The sequence below is a fragment of the Allobosea sp. P4_E12 genome (assembly GCF_056401655.1).
Genome location: NZ_JBFUIY010000002.1, coordinates 346,228 through 362,774, shown reverse-complemented (window position 1 = coordinate 362,774; position 16,547 = coordinate 346,228). Strand labels below are relative to the sequence as shown.

The window sequence follows — 16,547 nt, the reverse complement described above, 5'->3', positions numbered from 1 at the left end:
CCTGGGAATGACGCTCCGTCGCTGCAAAGGCTCGCAAGCGCGCGCGCCTTTCGCTACAGTCCCCGTCACATATTGCCCGAGGATTCCCGTTCGTGCTGCACCCCCGCCTGAAACTCGGCCGCGCCATCGTGGTCGCCGGCCTGCTAGGTCTCGCTTTGACTGCCTGCGGCCGCAAGGGACCGCTCGAAGCGCCGCCGAACGCGACCAACGCCCTCGACCTGCCTGACGAGGACATCGGCGCGGTCGAGAACCGCGTGCCGGAGACCACGACTTCGCCGATCGCCAAGCCGCCGAAAGCGAGCCGCGCCATCGCCATTCCGAACAAGAGCTTCGTGCTCGATCCTCTGCTCTGAGATCCCGATGCATCACTTTGCCTATCGCGACGGCGCGCTCTTCGCCGAGGATGTCGATCTGCGCCGGATTGCGGCCGACGTCGGGACGCCGGTCTATGTCTATTCCTCGGCGACGATCGAGCGGCACTACAGGCTGTTCGAAAGCGCAATGCGTGGCATCGATCCCGCGGGGCCGGCGCCGCATGTCTTCTATGCCGTCAAGGCGAACGGCAATCTCGGTGTCCTGAAGACGCTGGCCGCGCTCGGCGCGGGGGCCGATACCGTCTCGGAAGGCGAAGTGCGCAAGGCACTTGCCGCCGGTTTCGCTCCCGAGAAGATCGTCTTTTCCGGCGTCGGCAAGAGTGAGAGCGAACTCGCTTTCGCAGTCGGGGCGGGCATCTTCCAGATCAATATCGAGTCGGAGAGCGAGCTCGACCTGTTGTCGAAGGTGGCGGCAAGGCTCGGCAAGCGCCAGGAGGCTGTCTTCCGCGTCAATCCCGATGTCGGTGCCGGCGGCCACGCCAAGATCACCACCGGCTCTGCCGCCAACAAGTTCGGCGTTTCCTTCGAGGAGGCGAGCCGGCTCTACGCACGCGCCGCCAATATGCCGGGTGTCCGGATGATGGGGCTGGCAGTTCATATCGGCAGTCAGATCCGCGAGACCGAGGCCTTTGAGGCGGCCTATGCCAAGATGGTCGGCCTCGTTGGCAGCCTGCGGGCGGAGGGGCACCGGGTCGACCGGCTCGATCTCGGCGGAGGCCTTGGAATTCCCTACGAGATTCCGAAGGATTTCGATCACGGTCCGAGCCTGATCGAGGATTACGCGGCCATGGTCGGGCGCGTCACCAAGGGGCTCGATGTCGAGCTTGGCTTCGAGCCTGGCCGCCTGATCGTCGGCAATGCCGGCATCCTGCTGACGCAGGTGTTGCATCTCAATTCGCGGCCCACCAAGCAGTTTCTCGTCGTCGATGCGGCGATGAACGACCTGCTGCGGCCGGCGATGTACGAGGCCTATCACGAGATCTGGCCGGTGGCCGAGCCTGCTGCCGATATGCGCAAGCTTGCCTATGACGTGGTCGGACCGATCTGCGAATCGGGCGACACATTCACCACCGATCGCCTGCTGTCGGAGCTGAAACAGCACGATCTGATCGCCTTCATGACAGCGGGGGCCTATGGCGCCAGCATGTCTTCGACCTATAATCAGCGCCCGCTGGTCGCCGAAGTGCTGGTCAAGGGTGCCGAATTTGCCGTGACGCGCCCGCGCCAGAGCTATGAAGACCTGATCGGCACGGATCGTGCACCGCCCTGGCTGGCCTGAGCCTGCGGTTCACGAAACGCGGAGCGGCCTGTGTGTGACAGGGCTGCACTCTGGCCTTGCCATATTCACGTGATAGCGTGCTGTTACTTGGTGGGGTTCACGCGGAGCGGGGGCGGCTCGGAGCGACGGCATGAAAGAGGCGCAGCGCCGCATGGCGCTTGATCCGATCGGGAGCATCCGCCAGCGCCTTGGCAGGCTGGCCGCGGTGTCCCGCGCCTCGCTTGCCTGGGAGCGCCTCTGGCCCCGGCTCTGGTTGCCCGCGACAGTCATCCTCACGTTCCTGGCGCTGTCCTGGCTCGGGCTGTGGACGCACCTGCCCTGGCAGGGCCGCGCCATGGGCGTCGTGCTCTTCTTGTCTGCGCTGGCTGCCAGCATCTGGTACGTTGTTCGCACGCCCTTGCCGTCACGGCGCGATGCGCTGGCGCGGCTTGACCAGTCGCTGCAAGGGGCGCATCGCCCGGCCTCGGCGCTGGAGGACAGTCTCGCCGTCGGTTCGAACGATCCGGTTTCCCAGGCGCTGTGGAAGCTTCACGTCGAGCGCCAGGGCGCGCAGATCGCTGGTTTGCGGGTCGCCCCGCCGCGGCCACGCATGGCCATGCGCGACCGGCTTGCCATTCGCGCCGTGCCGCTGCTTGCGGCCGTCACCGCCTTTTTCGTCGCTGGCCACGAGGCCGGATCCCGTATCTCGGCTGCCTTCGACTGGCGCGGTCCCTCGGCGCCGGTTGCCGCCGCCAGGATCGATGCCTGGATCGATCCGCCCGCCTATACCCGCTTGCCGCCGATCCTGATCGATTTCGCCCGGCTGCACGGCACCGCCTTCACCGCGCCGGAAAAATCGACCGTGGTGATTCGCATTGCCGGCAAGAGCGGCATGGATGTCGTGACCACGGGCCGGCTCGACGTATTGCCGCCGCCGCAGACGAAGGATGGCAAGCCGGTCGAGCCGGCCTCTGTTGCCGTGCTGGAAAAGCGCTACATGCTGGCCGGCAATGGCACGCTCAGGATCACCGGCAGCGGCGCGCCTCAGGCGACACTGACCCTGACCGCGGTTGCGGACCAGCCGCCGCAGATCAGCTTCGTCGAGCCGCCCAAACCGGTCAGCGGGGTGCAGGGCGGGCTGGGGCTGACGTTCCGCGCCAAGGACGATTACGGCATTGCCTCGGCCGAGGTCGTCGTCTCGCGGACCGGGCCGCCATCGGGCGGGCGCTCGCTGGTCGAGCCGCCGAAACAGGCGCTCAGCGTTCCGTCCTCCCCGTCCGGCGAGGAAGAACTGAAGAACACGGTCGATTTCTCGGCTCATCCCTGGGCCGGTGCCAAGGTCAAGATGGTGCTCGTTGCCCGCGACGAAGCCGGGCAGGAGGGCCGCAGCGAGACGGTCGAGGTCGTCTTGCCGCAGCGCACCTTCACCAAGCCGCTCGCCAAGGCGCTGGTCGAGCAGCGACGCAAGCTCGTCATGGATGTCGACGCGCGCAAGCACGTCCAGCTCGCCATGGATGCGCTGCTGATCGAGCCTGGGCGCTTCATGAAGGAGGCCGGCGTCTATCTCGGCATGCGCATGATCGGCGAAAGGCTGCGGCGCGCCACCAATGACGACCAGTTGCGCGATGTCGCCGACCTGATGTGGGGCATGGCGCTCCAGCTCGAGGATGGCGATCTCTCCGATGCGGAGCGCGATCTGCGCGCCGCCCAGGAACGGCTGCAGCAGGCTCTGGAGCGCGGGGCGTCCGAGGAAGAGATCCGCAAGCTGACCGAAGATATGCGGCGGGCGCTCGACAAGTTCATGCGCGAGCTCGCCCAGCAAATGCAGCGCCAGCAGCAGAATGGCGACCAGAACCAGGCGCAACTGCCGGAGAATTTCCGCTCAGTGACGCCGCGAGACCTGCAGAACATGCTGAACCGGATCGAAGAGCTTTCCCGGCGCGGCGACATGGCCGAGGCTCAGCGGCTGATGGAGGAGCTGAACAATCTCCTCAACAATCTCCAGATGGCGCGGCCCGGCCAGCAGGATCCGCGGCAGCGCGAGATGAACCAGGCACTCGGCGATCTCGACCGGATGACCCGCGACCAGCAGAACCTCCGCGACGAAACCTATCAGCAGGAACAGCAGCGTCAGAACCGGGCGCAGCAGGGCCGACGCCCTGGCCAACAGCAGGCGCGCCCTGGCCAAGGACAGCGTCAGCAGGGCCAACAGGGCCAGCGCGGGCAGCGTGGACAGCAGCAGCCCGGCCAGGAGGGCGAAGACGGCGAGGGCGAGGACGGGCAGCAGGGAGCCGAGGGTCAGCAGCAGGGCCAAGGGCAGGGGCTGTCACAGCGCCAGCAGGCTCTGCGCGAGCGCCTGCAGGATCTGCAGCGGCGGATGCGCGGCATGGGCGCCCCGGAGTCCGGCGAGCTGGGCGAGGCCGAGGACGCAATGCGCGAGGCCGAAGGCCAGCTCGGCCAGGGGCAGGGCGAGGGTGCGCTCGAATCGCAAGGCAAGGCGCTCGATGCCTTGCGCCGTGGCGGGCAGAACCTTGCCCAGCAAATGCAGGGGCAGCCCGGTGACGGCGACGGTACGGAAGGCGCCTTCGGCGAGCCGGATGGCCAACCAGCCGGCCGGCCTTCTGCACAGCAGCGAGGCCGTGACGATCCGCTCGGCCGGCCGCAGCGTCAGCGCGACTGGGCCGATGGCCGCGTGCGCGTGCCCGGGGCCGATGAAAGTGCGACGCAGCGGGCGCGGCGCATCCTCGAAGAGCTCCGGCGTCGGCTCGGCGATCCGTCGCGGCCCCTCGAAGAGCTCGACTATCTCGAGCGGTTGCTCCGGCGGAACTGAGCGCTTTCAGGCCTTGCGGGAGCTCGCGACCAGCGCCCCGGCCACGATCAGCGCGCAGGACGCCGCGAGCAGCCAGCTCGCGGCCGCATAGCCCGCGATCACGAGGATGAGCGTGGAGAGCACCGGTGCGGCATAGGAGGCCACACCGAGGAAGGCGACGTCGCCGCGCTTCATGCCGATATCCCAGCAGATGAAGGCCAGCCCGATCGAGCCGAGGCCGAGCCCGAGCGCGCCGGCCCATTCAACTGTCGTCAGCTCCCAGAGGGTCGTCTCGAAGGCCGCGTGGCACGCAAGGGCGGCCACAGCGCAGCCAAGCAGGGTGACGCCGAGGCTCTCGGACGGCACCTCGGCAAACCGGCGCGACAGAACCGAGTAGCTCGCCCAGACGAAGGCGCCAAGCGCGGCAAGTCCGTGTCCGAGCGAGAGCCCGCCGCCTGCGCCGAGCCCGCCCGAGATCAGCAGCGCCGTCGCGGCGAGCCCGATCAGCGCCCCGATCAGATGCCGGAGCTTCAGGGTGCCGCCCGGCAGCAGCGCTGCGAAGAGCACGATCAGCAACGGCCAGAGATAGTGGATCAGATTGGCCTCGGCCGCCGGCGCGGTCTTGACCGCGGCATAGTAGAGCGCGGTGTCGCCGAAGGGGCCGTAGAGGCCAAGCGCGAAAGAGCCCCAGGTCGGCCGAACCCTGCGCAGTTGCCCACGTGCGGCGGTGATGCAGAGGATCAGCATGCCGCCGATGGCAAACGTCATGCCGACGAGCTGGAACGGCGGTACGCGACCGGACATGGCCGTGAACAGAGCCAGCGTCGACCAGAGCAGGATGGCGCCAAATCCGGTGAAGGTCGCGGTGCGAGAGGTCATCGGCGGGAAAGCTGCTTGGGGGCGGGACGCTGCTGGCGTTATCAGATCGACGGCTTGCTGCCCATTGATCGCAGCGCTCAACCGACGTGAGGAAAGCGGCTTGCATGCTCGCAAGCCGTGGCGCGCTGATCCCGCGGCCGCGTCGAACAGGTCTTCTGGCGCTGCGGGCTTACCGTCCGGTTATGATCTTGATCGGTGCGCCCAGGATCTTGAGGGGCACCGAGACGATCGCTTCCAGCGAGTCGCCCAGAGCCTCACGCGCATTCTCCGACGCGCGGGCCTGCCTGCCGACACCGCGCTCCAGCGTGCTCTTCAATTGAGGCGCGATCTCCGCCAATTGCGCGAACTTGCCGTGATTGCTCGAATCGGTGGCCTTGACGTCGGTCATGTCGAGGACAACGGCGCCAAGCTGCGCCAGCTCCTCCGCATTCTGGGCATCTCCGACGCGGCCCTGGCCTCCTGCGATGAAACTCGATGCACCCAGCGCCTTGTCGTCCTTGGACAACACGATGAAGAACGGCTTCTTTGGTTTTCCGAAGCGCCGCATCTGCGTCTTGAAGACGTCGATGTCGATATCGGGCGCCGCCAGAATGACAATATCGATCTTCTCGGCGCCGGCGAGCCCGCCTGAGATCTTGATCTGGCGCAGGGCTTCGACAGTCACCCAGTTGCCCATGGAATGGGCCAGGATATTGACCTTTTCAGCGTTGCTGGCCAGGAGCAGCCGGATCGTCCGTTCGAGGTTGTCGCGCGCTGCCGTCGCGCTGTTCGAGTCATAGACATATTGTGTCAGCGCCCCCCGCGATGCCCAGGTGAACAACACCGGTACGGCGGGGGCCTGGGAATCGTGCATGACCTGGGCGAAGCGGTAGAGCCCTTCCGCGAACATGGTGTTGTAGCCATGGATGAAGAGCACAACGTTGCGGCTCCCGCGTGGGCGCAAGGCGAGCTGGGCGTTGAGCGCCCTGATGAAGGCCTGCTCTCCGTCGAGGTAGCCGGCCTGGCGCACGACGAAATTGGCCTTCGGATCGCCTGGAGCCGTCGAGGCCCATTCGATTTCGCCAGGTGTGTGCGTTGGCGGAACCGAGACCTCGATCTTGGCGAAATCGAGCGGCATGGCACGCTCGCCGTTGAAGAGCGTCCCTGGCCGCTCGTCGCGCTGGCGGGTGGTGGCGACCAGTATGGTGTGAGAGGTCGACCCGGCCTCGACTGCTGCAACGGGGGCCAGGAACCCCGTTTCGGGCCGCGAGGCGCAGGCGCCCGCAAGCGCAGCGGCCATGATTGCAGCGACGATTGCCGCGTAACGCATGCGAGGCGACAGGAGCGAGCCCCGGCCCAAACGACGAATCCTGTATCCCACGCCCGCTTGCGAATAGGTCATGTACGGCTCCCCGGCGCGCCGAGCGTATGACGCGCAGCCCGGGCCGTAAAGAAGCGGTCTGCGCTTGCTTCGAGCTGCCTATTCTGTGGGGCCGGATACAGTTGAGCCTGCGCTCCGGCCGCACAATTCTTGCGAGCTCTGTGCTTGCCCCCGCTAAAACTGTCGCTTGCGACCGGGGATGAGCTCGCTCGCGCTCAGCGCTCGCGCAGCCAGTCCATCATCTGATAGCGCCAATAGGTCGCCTGGACAGCGACAGTGCCGAATACGCCGCCGTTCCAGACGAGGCCGAAGGGGGCGAACAGGCGATGGCGTTCGCTGGTTCCGAGAATGGCCTCGGCAATGACGCGGCCACCGATTGCGGTGGTGTTGAGCCCATGTCCGCCAAAGCCGAGGCAGTGCCAGACATTCGGGCTGAGCTGGCCAATCTGCGGCATCAGATGTCGCGCATAGGACATCAGGCCCGACCACGCGATCTCGACCTTCAGTGCTTCGAGCTCGGGATAGGTCGAGATCATGGTCCGGCGCAACAGGGCGGCGAGATCGCGCGGCTCGCTGGTGCGGGTGGTGATGCGGCCGCCCCACAGCAGGCGCTGGCCGTCCTCGACGATGCGATAATAATCCCCGGCACGACGGTCATCGCTGATCGCGGCGCGCGTCCCGATGGCCTTGGCGATCAGCTCCGGCGCTGCCTCGGTCGTCAGCACATAGGTCGCGATCGGCAACTGGCTCGAGCGCAGCTTTGGCACGAGGTTGTCGGTATAGCCGCCGCAGGCGATCACGACCTGCCGGGCGCGCAGCTCTCCCGATGCGGTGACCAGGCGTTTCTCGGGACCGGAGAGCTCGGCCGAGACAACGCGCGATCCCTCGATGATTCGCCCTCCCAACGCTTCGATGGCGTCTGCCAGGGCGCGTGCGTAGTTCAGCGGATGGATGTGGAAGGAATGGGGATCAAACAGGGCCTGGTGGTACTTCGGCGAACGAAGCACCTCGCGAACCTGCTCGGTCGGCCAGAAGTCGACGGTGTAGCCGTGATCTCGCGCCAACTGGTCGCGAGCCCGAGCGAGACTGTCGCCACTGTCATAGCGCACGACGCTGATCCTGCCCGGCCGGGGATCGGCACCGGCGATGGCGAGGTCGCGAATGTTGTCGGAAACGATGCGCATGCCCTCGATCGAGAGGCCATGGAGTTCGTTCGCCTTAGTCTCACCAATGGCGCTTGCGATCGAAGAATGGCTGCGGGCATAGCCGGGGCTGACGAAGCCGCCATTGCGCCCCGATGCGCCCCAGCCGACCGCCTCGGCTTCCAGCACCGCGACCGAGCGTCCGGCCCGGGCCAATTCATAGGCGCAGGTGAGCCCGGCGAGCCCGCCGCCAATGATACAGGTATCGACCTCGATGCGGCCCTGCAGCGGGGCCCTCTTGTTCGTCGTCGCGGCGGTGCGGGCATAGAAGGTATCGGGATAGGTCAGCATGATGCCCAGCAAGGCTCTTGTCGCAGGAGGAGCGAGGCAGTCCGGTCAGTGGGCCGGACTGCGATCGTGATCGGTCTTGAGTCGACGCTCAAGGAACCGGCTATAGGACCCCATGCCATAGCTGAACAGGGCGTAGACCAGAGCGGCAAACACATATCCCTCGATTACGGCGATACCCTGCCAGTTCGGGTCGCGCAGCGAGGCGCGGACCGTATCGAGAAAGTCGAGGAGGCCGATGATGGTGACCAGCGTGGTGTCCTGGAAGAAGCCGATGAAGATATTGACGAGCGGCGGAATCACGATCTTCAGCGCCTGCGGCAGGATGATCTTGCGCATCGACAGCCAGTAGCCGAGCCCGAGCGCCGCAGCGGCTTCGTGCTGGCCCTTCGAGACCGCCTGTAACCCGCCTCTGACGGTCTCCGCGATATAGGCTCCGGCGAAGATGATGATCGCGACCTGTGCCCGCAGCAGTTTGTCGACCGTGAGCCCGTCCGGCATGAACAACGGCAGCATCACCGAGGCCATGAACAGGATCGAAACCAGCGGCACGCCGCGGACGACCTCGATGAAGATGATGGCGATGACCTGAATCGCCGGCAGCTTCGAGCTGCGTGCCAACGCCAGAACGACACCCAGTGGGAAACCGAACGCCAGGCCCACCGAAGACAGCATGAAGGAGAGCGGCAGGCCACCCCAGTTCGTGGTGCTGACGACAGGCAGGCCGAACACGCCGCCATACATCAGCACGCCGCAGATCACCGGCACGGCCAGCCAGAGCCAAAGCAGTCGCCGCGACCAGAAGCGCGGAATCATCGAAACGATCATGGCGCCGAGAAACAGGATCACGGCGAAGGCCGGCCGCCAATGTTCGTCGTAGGGGTAGAAGCCGAAGATCATGAAGCGCAGCTTCGCCGCCAGGAACGGCCAGCAAGCCCCGGCCCCGACCTTGCACGCCTGCGGCCCGCCTTCGAGCACCGCGCGCGTCACGAGCCAGCCCCAGGCTCCCGTGACCAGGCGATAGATCAGCCACAGGCAGGCCAGTGTGATGACGGCATTGATCGGCGTGCCCAGAAAGGGCTTCAACCGGGCGGTCAATTCGCGTCCGCGCGGCGGCGGCAGGTCCGCCCGCGCGAGGTTGAGTGTTTCCATTTCGGCGGCGCTGACCATCTCAGCGCTCCACCAGGGCGACGCGGGCGTTGTACCAGTTCATGAACAGGGAGATCGTGATCGACATGCTGAGATAGACCAGCATGAAGATGGCGATGCCCTCGATCGCTTGTCCCGTCTGGTTCATCGTGGTGTTGGAAACCATCACGAGATCGGGGTAGCCGATGGCAATGGCGAGCGATGAGTTCTTGAACGTCGACAGATAGGAACTGGTCAGCGGGGGCACGATCACGCGTAGCGCTTGCGGCAGCACGACGAGCCGCATGGTCTGACGGTCATGCAAACCCACGGCGCGCGCCGCTTCCCATTGGCCGCGCCCGACCGAAAGGATGCCGGCGCGCACGATCTCCGCGATTCCGGCCGAGGCGGAGAGGCCGAGCCCGACCAGCAATGCGGTGAATTCCGGGGTGACCTGAACACCGCCGGTGATGCGGAACCGGCCCTTCTCCGGCCAGTTGATCACGAAATCAGGCTGCAGCAGCAGGATCGCGAGCAGTGGAGGACCAAGAAGGGCGGCGACGATGATCGGCCATCCCGTCTGGTTCTGTCCGGAGGCGACGCGCTTGCTGCGCAGCCTGGATGCCACGAAGAATGCCAGTACGATACCGGCGATCACCGCCGCGAGGACGCCGGTATGCGCGGAAGACCAACGCAGTGACGGAACGATCAGCCCGCCATTGCTGAGGAAGACCTCGGGCAATGGCTGCCAGGCTTCGCGGACAGGCGGGAAGACCGCGACGATGAGTGCATACCAGAGGAAGAGATAGAGAAGCAGCGGCACATTGCGCAGCGCCTCGACATAGATCAGTGCCAGAAAGGCCAGAAGTGGATTGCGCGAGAGCCGGGCTATCCCGACGATCAGACCGAGCAGCGTCGAAACGGTGACCGCGAATATCGACACCCAGATCGTGTTGAAGATGCCGACGAGCAGGGCGCGCGCGTAGGTATCGCCGGAATCATAGCGGATGAAGGACTGGCTGATGACGAAGCCGGCCGGGCGCGAGAGATAGTCAAATCCGGTCGCAATGTTCTGTTCCGCCAACTTGCGCGAGACATTGCCGAACAGATAGAGCCCGACACCGACGACGAGCGCAACGGCGACGACCTGATAGAGCACGGCGCGCACGCGCACGTCATAGAGCAGCCGCACCGGACTGGATGCAGAGGAAGCCATCGAGCTGTTCCGGTCTGGAGTGCCGCCGGCAACAGGGCGCTGCCGGCGGTCTCAGTTCAATCGAGGGAACGCACGTTGGCTGTGATCACCGGAACGGTGGCGAATAGAGCAGGCCGCCCTTGTTCCAGAGCTGGTTGGGGCCACGGCTCAGGCCAAGCGCGGTCTTCTCGCCGAGGCTGCGCTCGAAGATTTCGCCGTAATTGCCGTTCTGCTTGATGATGTTATAGGCCCATTTGTTGTCGAGATTCAGCATCTTGCCGAGATCGCCATTGACGCCCAGCATGCGCTGGATCTCGGGATCCTTGCTCTTCAGCTGCTCGTCGACATTGGCCTGGGTGATGCCATATTCCTCAGCCGCGATCAGCGTATTGACCGACCAGGAGACGATGTCCTTCCAGTTGCTGTCGTTCTGGCGAACGACGGGTGCGAGCGGCTCCTTCGAGATCGTTTCGGGCAGGATGACGAACTGCTTGGGATCATTCGCAACGGCGCGGACCGAAGCAAGGTCGGAGCGGTCGGTGGTGATGACGTCGCAGCGGCCTGAGAAGAAGGCGTTGCGCCACTCATTGTTGTCCTCGAAGACCACGGCCTCGTATTTGATGTTCCGCGGCTTGAAATAGTCCTCGAGATTCTGGAGCGTCGTCGTGCCGGGCAGCAGGCAGATCGCTGCCTGTGAAAGCTCCGACGCGCTCTTCACGCCGAGTTTGGTCGAGACCATCAACCCCTGGCCGTCATAGAAAACGATCGGCGCGAAATCGAGCCCGAGCGAGTTGTCGCGCGAGAAGGTCATGGTCGTCTGGCGCGACAACACGTCGATCTCGCCGGACTGCAGGGCCTGGAAGCGGATATTGGTGTTGAGCGGGACGAATTCGACCTTGTCTGGCGCGCCGAACACTGCAGAGGACACTGCCCGACAAACATCCGTATCGAATCCCTGACGCACGCCCTTGTCGTCAGCATAGGAGTAGCCCGCGGAACTTGGCGAAACACCGCAAAGGACCTTGCCACGCTTCTTCACGGCATCGAGCGTCGCCTGTGCCGAGGCCGGACCCGCAAATACGGCGAGTGCGGCGGCGGCGATCCCGAGCGCAGCAATTTTATTGATCATTTTCGGCATTGTTCACTCCCCTAGGCCCGCCTTTTTTCCGGCGTGTAGTAACGAGCCTATTTGTGCTGGAAAACAACTTCAAGTGTCCTGATCAGCACAGTCGTCATGCGATGGGACCCGGTTCCCAACACTGCCATCGGAGTGCTGCAATCGCAGGGCGTGCGTCAGGCACCGGTGAAGGACGCCATCCCGGAACATGCGAGACCAAGGGACCGCGATGGCTTTCGTGAATCCGCAGTGAGCTGATGCGTTTTCTGCAAGGCACGGCGCAGAATGCCGTTCCGCAACACATTCGAGGGGGGATCACAGGATGAATGACGGCAAAGGACAGGCCGGCAACGGGCAGGTTGGGACGACGGTTATCCGGAACTGCGACTGGATCGTCGCGTGGGACGCTTCCACATCTTCCCATGTCTACCTGCAGAATGCGGATTTCGCCTTCGCCGGCAATGAGATCACCCATGTTGGGCCGGGCTATCTCGGATCGGCGGATACCGAGCATGACGGCCGCGGCGTGATGCTCATGCCCGGCTTCGTCGACATTCACAGCCATACTGGCCATGAGCCGGGCTGGAAGGGCATGCTCGAGGAATTGGGGAGCAAGCGCCTGGGGCAAAGCTCGCTCTACGAGTTCATGCCGGTCTTCAACATCGGTCCGAAATATGCCCGTCATGCCTGCCGGGTGGCGACATCGGAACTGCTGCGGAGCGGCGTGACCACGATCTGCGATCTCGCCGCCCCCCGCGAAGACTGGGTTGGCGATTATGAGGTCACGGGTATTCGCGCCGTTCTCTGGGCGATGCATCGCTCGGGGGCCTGGCGTACGAGCAATGGCCACTCCGTCGAGTATGACCTGGATACGGAACGCGGGGACCGGCTGCTGCTGGAGGCTATCAAGGTGGCCGACGAAGCAAACAAGCATCCGAGTGGCCGGATCAGCGGATATTTCGGGCCCGCGCAGATCGATACCTGCACCGAAGGGCAGATTCTCGGTGCACTTGAAGCCGCACGCGAGCGTGGCCAGCCGATCCAGATCCATGCCGCACAGAGCATTGTCGAATTCCAGGAGATCGTGCGTCGCACCGGCTGCACGCCGATCGAATGGCTCGACAAGATCGGTGCGCTTGGTCCCGACACCGTGATCGGGCACTGCATCTTCCTCAACGATCATCCATGGCTGCATTGGCCGCAGGGCAACGACTTCGAACGGCTTGTGCGGAGCGGCGCACAGGTCGCCCATTGCCCCGTCGTCTTCGCGCGTCGGGGCATCGCGCTGAATACGCTCGCCCGCTATGTCGATGCGGGAGTTCCGGTCGGCATCGGCACCGACAGCTTTCCGCACAACATGCTGGATGAGTTGCGGATGGCTTGTTACGCCGGGCGCATCGTTGCGGGGAGCTTCACCGCAGCGCCGACATCCTATGCCTTCAGTGCCGCCACCAATGTCGGAGCCGACATCATTCGCAGGCCCGATCTCGGCCGCCTGGCCATCGGCTGCAAGGCCGATTTCTCGATCGTCGACATGACGAACCCTTACATGCAGCCTGACTACGATCCGATCCGCAGCATCGTCTATTCCGCGAATGACCGTGCGATCCGGGACGTTTACGTGGATGGGCGACAGGTTGTCGCCAACGGGCAGGTGCTCCACTTCGACATCGGAAACGATATCGAGATGCTGCGCCAAGGGCAGCGGGACGTGATCAAGACGGCGAGCGAGCGGGATTGGGCCGGACGGGAAATCGAGGAGCTGACGCCGCGCGTCTATAAGATCAAGCATCCCGATCGCACGGACGGCTAGCTTCCCAGGCATCGCGGAGGGGAGGGAGGCGAGGGCGAACTTGCCGCCATCCCATGCCGGCGGCGGTGAGTTCGGTTGGGCGGCTCGATGTCGCTCAACCGGCTGTGCGGCCCCGGTCGCGCGGCTATGCTGCGGCCGAGTGATTGAGGTAACATCGAGCGCTTCAAGCCGACTGGCGATGTTGGTTGGAAGGAGAGACGGCGTTGCGTTTCATGCCCTCCGTCTGTGCCGAGGCCGCTGGCCGAATGAGGCGGCGCGATTTCGTCGCGCTCGCCGGTGCAGCGATGGCCTGGACCCTCCCGGCTCGCGCGCAACAGCCGGCTATGCCGGTCATCGGGTATCTCGGTTCCGAATCCCCGGGGCCCTATGCCAGCCGCCTCCGGGCCTTTCGTGAGGGCCTGGCAGAAGCCGGATTTGTCGAGGGGCGCAATCTCGCGATCGAGTATCGGTGGGCGGAGGGCCAGTATCGCCAACTGCCCGCCCTCGCGATGGATCTCGTCAATCGTCAGGTGACGGTGATCGTGGCGCCCGGCGGCGCCGAGGTCGCGCTCGCGGCAAAATCGGCGACGACGACGATCCCGATCGTCTTTGAAATGGGAGGAGACCCCATTGCGCTGGGCGTCGTCGACAGCCTGTCTCGGCCGGGAGGCAATCTCACGGGGGTGTCGAGCCTCAGCGTGGAGGTCTCGCGCAAGCGGCTGGAGTTCATGCACGAGCTGCTTCCTGGTGCCGGGAGCCTTGCCGTTGCCGTCAACCCGACCAGCCCGACTTCGAACTCGCAAATGAAGAACCTCCAGGCAGCGGCGGACAGTCTTGGTCTGCAGCTTCGTGTCCTGACGGCCAGCACCGAACAGGAATTCGACGGCATGTTCAGGACCGTGTCTCAGATGCGGCCGGGCGGTCTCGTCTTCTCCTCTGACCCCTATTTTGCCTATCGCAGTCAGCGGCTTGCCGTCCTCGCAGTCGAGCACGCGGTGCCGGCTGTGACCCAATCCCGTGACTTTCCGATCGCCGGCGGGCTGATGAGCTATGGCGGTGATTTCGAGCAATCGCACCGTCACGCCGGAACCTATGCCGGCCGCATCATCAAGGGCGAAAAGCCCTCCGAACTCCCGGTCCAGCGCGTGACCAAGGTCGAGATGTTCATCAATCTGAAGGCCGCCAATTCTCTGGGCCTATCGTTCCCGCCTTCGCTACTGAGCAGCGCCGACGGGGTGATCGAATGACCCGGCCGGTGAGCCGGCGCGTGAGCTAGCACGGTGCCCCATTCGCCCGACGTCCCACGAACCTCGCTGTTCAGGAAGTATTTTCTCGCCCTGTTTGCGGCGGTCGCCCTGCCGCTTCTGATCGCGGGTGGGAGCGAAGCCTGGTTCGGCTATCACGACCAGCGCGCCAGGCTGAACGACCTGCTCGATGCAGAAGCCCGAGGGGCGGCGGCGAAGATCCAGGATTTCATGGAAGGGATTCGCGATCAGCTTGGGTGGATGGTGCAATTGCCGTGGTCGGAGGCGACCGACGAGCGGCGCAGGCTCGACGCCTTGCGCCTGCTGCGCCAGGTCCCCGCCGTGGTCAGCCTCCGCCTCATCGACGCTGCCGGCAAGGAACGCCTTTTCGTATCGCGCATCGGCCTGAACAGGGTCGAGAGCGGCGAGGACCACTCGGCGAATCCGGCGGTGGCGGGAGCCCGCTCGGGGCGGGTCTGGTTTGGGCCGGTGACGTTCTATGGCGGCTCGGAACCATTCATGACGGTCTCGGTCGCCGGCAATCGCTCGGCGGTCGGAGTGGCGGTCGCGGAGGTCAATCTCAAGTTCATCTGGGATGTGATCTCGGCGATAAGGGTGGGGCGAACCGGCGAGGCGTTCGTGCTCGACCAGCCGGGGCGCCTTGTCGCTCATCCCGATATCAGCCTGGTGCTGCGTGCCGACGAAGCCGCAACGCAACCGCTTCAGGCCTTGCGGGCCGCCATGCTGGCGCGCCCCGGCCAAGCGATCACCGGGCTGGATATCGCGCGAAACACGGTGCTGGCCGCCATGGCGCCGATCCCCGGCGTCGATTGGAGCGTCATCGTAAAGCAGCCCGTGACTGAGGCATTCCGCCGGATCAACGCCGCACTTTGGCGCACCGGGGTGCTGCTCATTGCGGGAACGGCCCTTGCGGCGGTGCTTGCCTATTGGCTGACGCAGCGCATGGTCGGGCCGATACGGCTCCTGGAGGAGGGCGTCGCGCAGATCGGCGCAGGGCAGTTCGACCACCGGATCAGCCTGGGCACGGGCGACGAGTTCGAGCGGCTAGCCACCCGGTTCAATGAGATGGCCGGTGAATTGGCCGTGTCCCAGGAACGCTCCGAACGCATCAGCCGGCTCCGGCGCTTTCTCGCGCCGCAAGTGGCCGAACTCGTCGACCGTACGGGGGATGACGGCGTGCTCGACGGACGACGCGTCGAGGTCGTCGTGGTCTTCTGCGATTTGCGCGGCTTCACCGCCTTCTCGGCGCAGGCTGAGCCCGAAACCGTGATGGGCGTGCTCGGCGAGTACTACGGCGCCATCGAAGCGGTGGTCAGCGCGCATGGGGCGACGCTGATGGGCTTTTCCGGGGACGGAGCGATGGTCCTGGTCAACGCGCCGGTTTCCTGCCCTGACCCGGCCCTGCGCGCCGTCACCATGGCGAGCGACATGCAAATGAGCGTGCAGAAACTTCTGGTCGGATGGCGCAGCCGGGGCCACCAGCTTGGCTTTGGCGTGGGGCTGGCCATGGGGCCGGCCACGGTCGGGCGGATCGGCTCGGAAGGCCGCCTCGATTACGCTGCGATCGGCAACGTCACGAACCTGGCATCGCGCTTATGCGCGAGCGCCCGGGATTCCGAGATCCTAATCGATCGCGTCGCGGCCCGCGCGGTTGGTTCCAGCGTGCCGCTGGCTGAGCTGGATCCGCGGAGTCTGAAAGGGTTCGACCAACCCGTTCCCGTCTTCGCCGTTGTCTTCGGCATCGGACATTAGATCATCGGACCAGATATCGTATCCGATCCGATGATCTAACCATCCGGGATGGCATCGGCTTTCCCGAAAACCGCAATCCACCTTTCGGGCCGATGCCTTAGGTGCCGGCGGCGCCGCTCGTGGAGCAG

12 protein-coding genes are annotated in these 16,547 nt (G+C 65.1%); 6 read left to right on the top strand and 6 right to left on the bottom strand.

Annotated features, from left to right (window positions below):
* Positions 1-92 precede the first annotated feature (92 nt).
* The 3 genes from lptM (at position 93) to AC1DW9_RS03705 (ending at position 4,462) form a co-directional block, all read left to right on the top strand.
* Positions 93-353, top strand: a complete 261-nt coding sequence (gene lptM, locus AC1DW9_RS03715) for an LPS translocon maturation chaperone LptM (protein ID WP_441504369.1) — start codon at positions 93-95, stop codon at positions 351-353.
* 7 nt (positions 354-360) lie between these two features.
* A complete protein-coding gene (gene lysA, locus AC1DW9_RS03710; RefSeq protein WP_441504370.1) occupies positions 361-1,653 on the top strand; it encodes a diaminopimelate decarboxylase in 1,293 nt (430 codons plus the stop codon).
* A gap of 130 nt (positions 1,654-1,783) precedes the next feature.
* Positions 1,784-4,462, top strand: coding sequence for a TIGR02302 family protein (locus tag AC1DW9_RS03705; protein ID WP_441504371.1), 2,679 nt, complete (start codon positions 1,784-1,786; stop codon positions 4,460-4,462).
* Positions 4,463-4,468: 6 nt separating this feature from the next.
* Here AC1DW9_RS03705 and yddG read toward each other — a convergent pair whose 3' ends face one another.
* From yddG to AC1DW9_RS03675, 6 genes are all read right to left on the bottom strand, one after another.
* Positions 4,469-5,320 carry an aromatic amino acid exporter YddG gene (yddG, locus tag AC1DW9_RS03700; RefSeq protein ID WP_441504372.1) on the bottom strand — a complete coding sequence of 284 codons (852 nt, stop codon included), beginning with the start codon at positions 5,318-5,320 and terminating at the stop codon, positions 4,469-4,471.
* A 169-nt stretch (positions 5,321-5,489) separates the two neighbouring features.
* Positions 5,490-6,629 (bottom strand): alpha/beta hydrolase, encoded by a 1,140-nt coding sequence (locus tag AC1DW9_RS03695; protein ID WP_441504373.1) that lies wholly within the window; start codon positions 6,627-6,629, stop codon positions 5,490-5,492.
* Positions 6,630-6,895: 266 nt separating this feature from the next.
* Entirely contained in the window at positions 6,896-8,170 is a 1,275-nt protein-coding gene (locus tag AC1DW9_RS03690; protein WP_441504509.1) for an NAD(P)/FAD-dependent oxidoreductase, read from the bottom strand.
* Positions 8,171-8,218: 48 nt separating this feature from the next.
* On the bottom strand, positions 8,219-9,340 hold the full coding sequence (locus AC1DW9_RS03685) for an amino acid ABC transporter permease (protein ID WP_441504374.1): 1,122 nt from the start codon (positions 9,338-9,340) through the stop codon (positions 8,219-8,221).
* Between the two features lies 1 nt (position 9,341).
* A complete protein-coding gene (locus AC1DW9_RS03680) occupies positions 9,342-10,514 on the bottom strand; it encodes an amino acid ABC transporter permease (RefSeq protein WP_441504375.1) in 1,173 nt (390 codons plus the stop codon).
* 85 nt (positions 10,515-10,599) lie between these two features.
* Positions 10,600-11,622, bottom strand: coding sequence for an amino acid ABC transporter substrate-binding protein (locus AC1DW9_RS03675; RefSeq protein ID WP_441487957.1), 1,023 nt, complete (start codon positions 11,620-11,622; stop codon positions 10,600-10,602).
* A gap of 310 nt (positions 11,623-11,932) precedes the next feature.
* Here AC1DW9_RS03675 and AC1DW9_RS03670 point away from each other — a divergent pair, with 310 nt between their 5' ends.
* From AC1DW9_RS03670 to AC1DW9_RS03660, 3 genes are all read left to right on the top strand, one after another.
* A complete protein-coding gene (locus AC1DW9_RS03670) occupies positions 11,933-13,423 on the top strand; it encodes an amidohydrolase family protein (protein WP_441504376.1) in 1,491 nt (496 codons plus the stop codon).
* Between the two features lie 245 nt (positions 13,424-13,668).
* Entirely contained in the window at positions 13,669-14,649 is a 981-nt protein-coding gene (locus AC1DW9_RS03665; protein ID WP_441504510.1) for an ABC transporter substrate-binding protein, read from the top strand.
* A gap of 33 nt (positions 14,650-14,682) precedes the next feature.
* On the top strand, positions 14,683-16,419 hold the full coding sequence (locus AC1DW9_RS03660) for a cache domain-containing protein (protein WP_441504377.1): 1,737 nt from the start codon (positions 14,683-14,685) through the stop codon (positions 16,417-16,419).
* Positions 16,420-16,547: the final 128 nt, after the last annotated feature.

Excerpts from the sequence above, each read along its gene's own strand:
- AC1DW9_RS03705 (WP_441504371.1), top strand. The coding sequence starts at position 1,784 with ATGAAAGAGGCGCAGCGCCGCATGGCGCTTGATCCGATCGGGAGCATC.
- AC1DW9_RS03670 (WP_441504376.1), top strand. The coding sequence starts at position 11,933 with ATGAATGACGGCAAAGGACAGGCCGGCAACGGGCAGGTTGGGACGACG.
- AC1DW9_RS03685 (WP_441504374.1), bottom strand. The coding sequence starts at position 9,340 with ATGGTCAGCGCCGCCGAAATGGAAACACTCAACCTCGCGCGGGCGGAC.
- AC1DW9_RS03680 (WP_441504375.1), bottom strand. The coding sequence starts at position 10,514 with ATGGCTTCCTCTGCATCCAGTCCGGTGCGGCTGCTCTATGACGTGCGC.
- AC1DW9_RS03665 (WP_441504510.1), top strand. The coding sequence starts at position 13,669 with ATGAGGCGGCGCGATTTCGTCGCGCTCGCCGGTGCAGCGATGGCCTGG.
- yddG (WP_441504372.1), bottom strand. The coding sequence starts at position 5,320 with ATGACCTCTCGCACCGCGACCTTCACCGGATTTGGCGCCATCCTGCTC.
- AC1DW9_RS03695 (WP_441504373.1), bottom strand. The coding sequence starts at position 6,629 with ATGCGTTACGCGGCAATCGTCGCTGCAATCATGGCCGCTGCGCTTGCG.
- lysA (WP_441504370.1), top strand. The coding sequence starts at position 361 with ATGCATCACTTTGCCTATCGCGACGGCGCGCTCTTCGCCGAGGATGTC.
- AC1DW9_RS03675 (WP_441487957.1), bottom strand. The coding sequence starts at position 11,622 with ATGATCAATAAAATTGCTGCGCTCGGGATCGCCGCCGCCGCACTCGCC.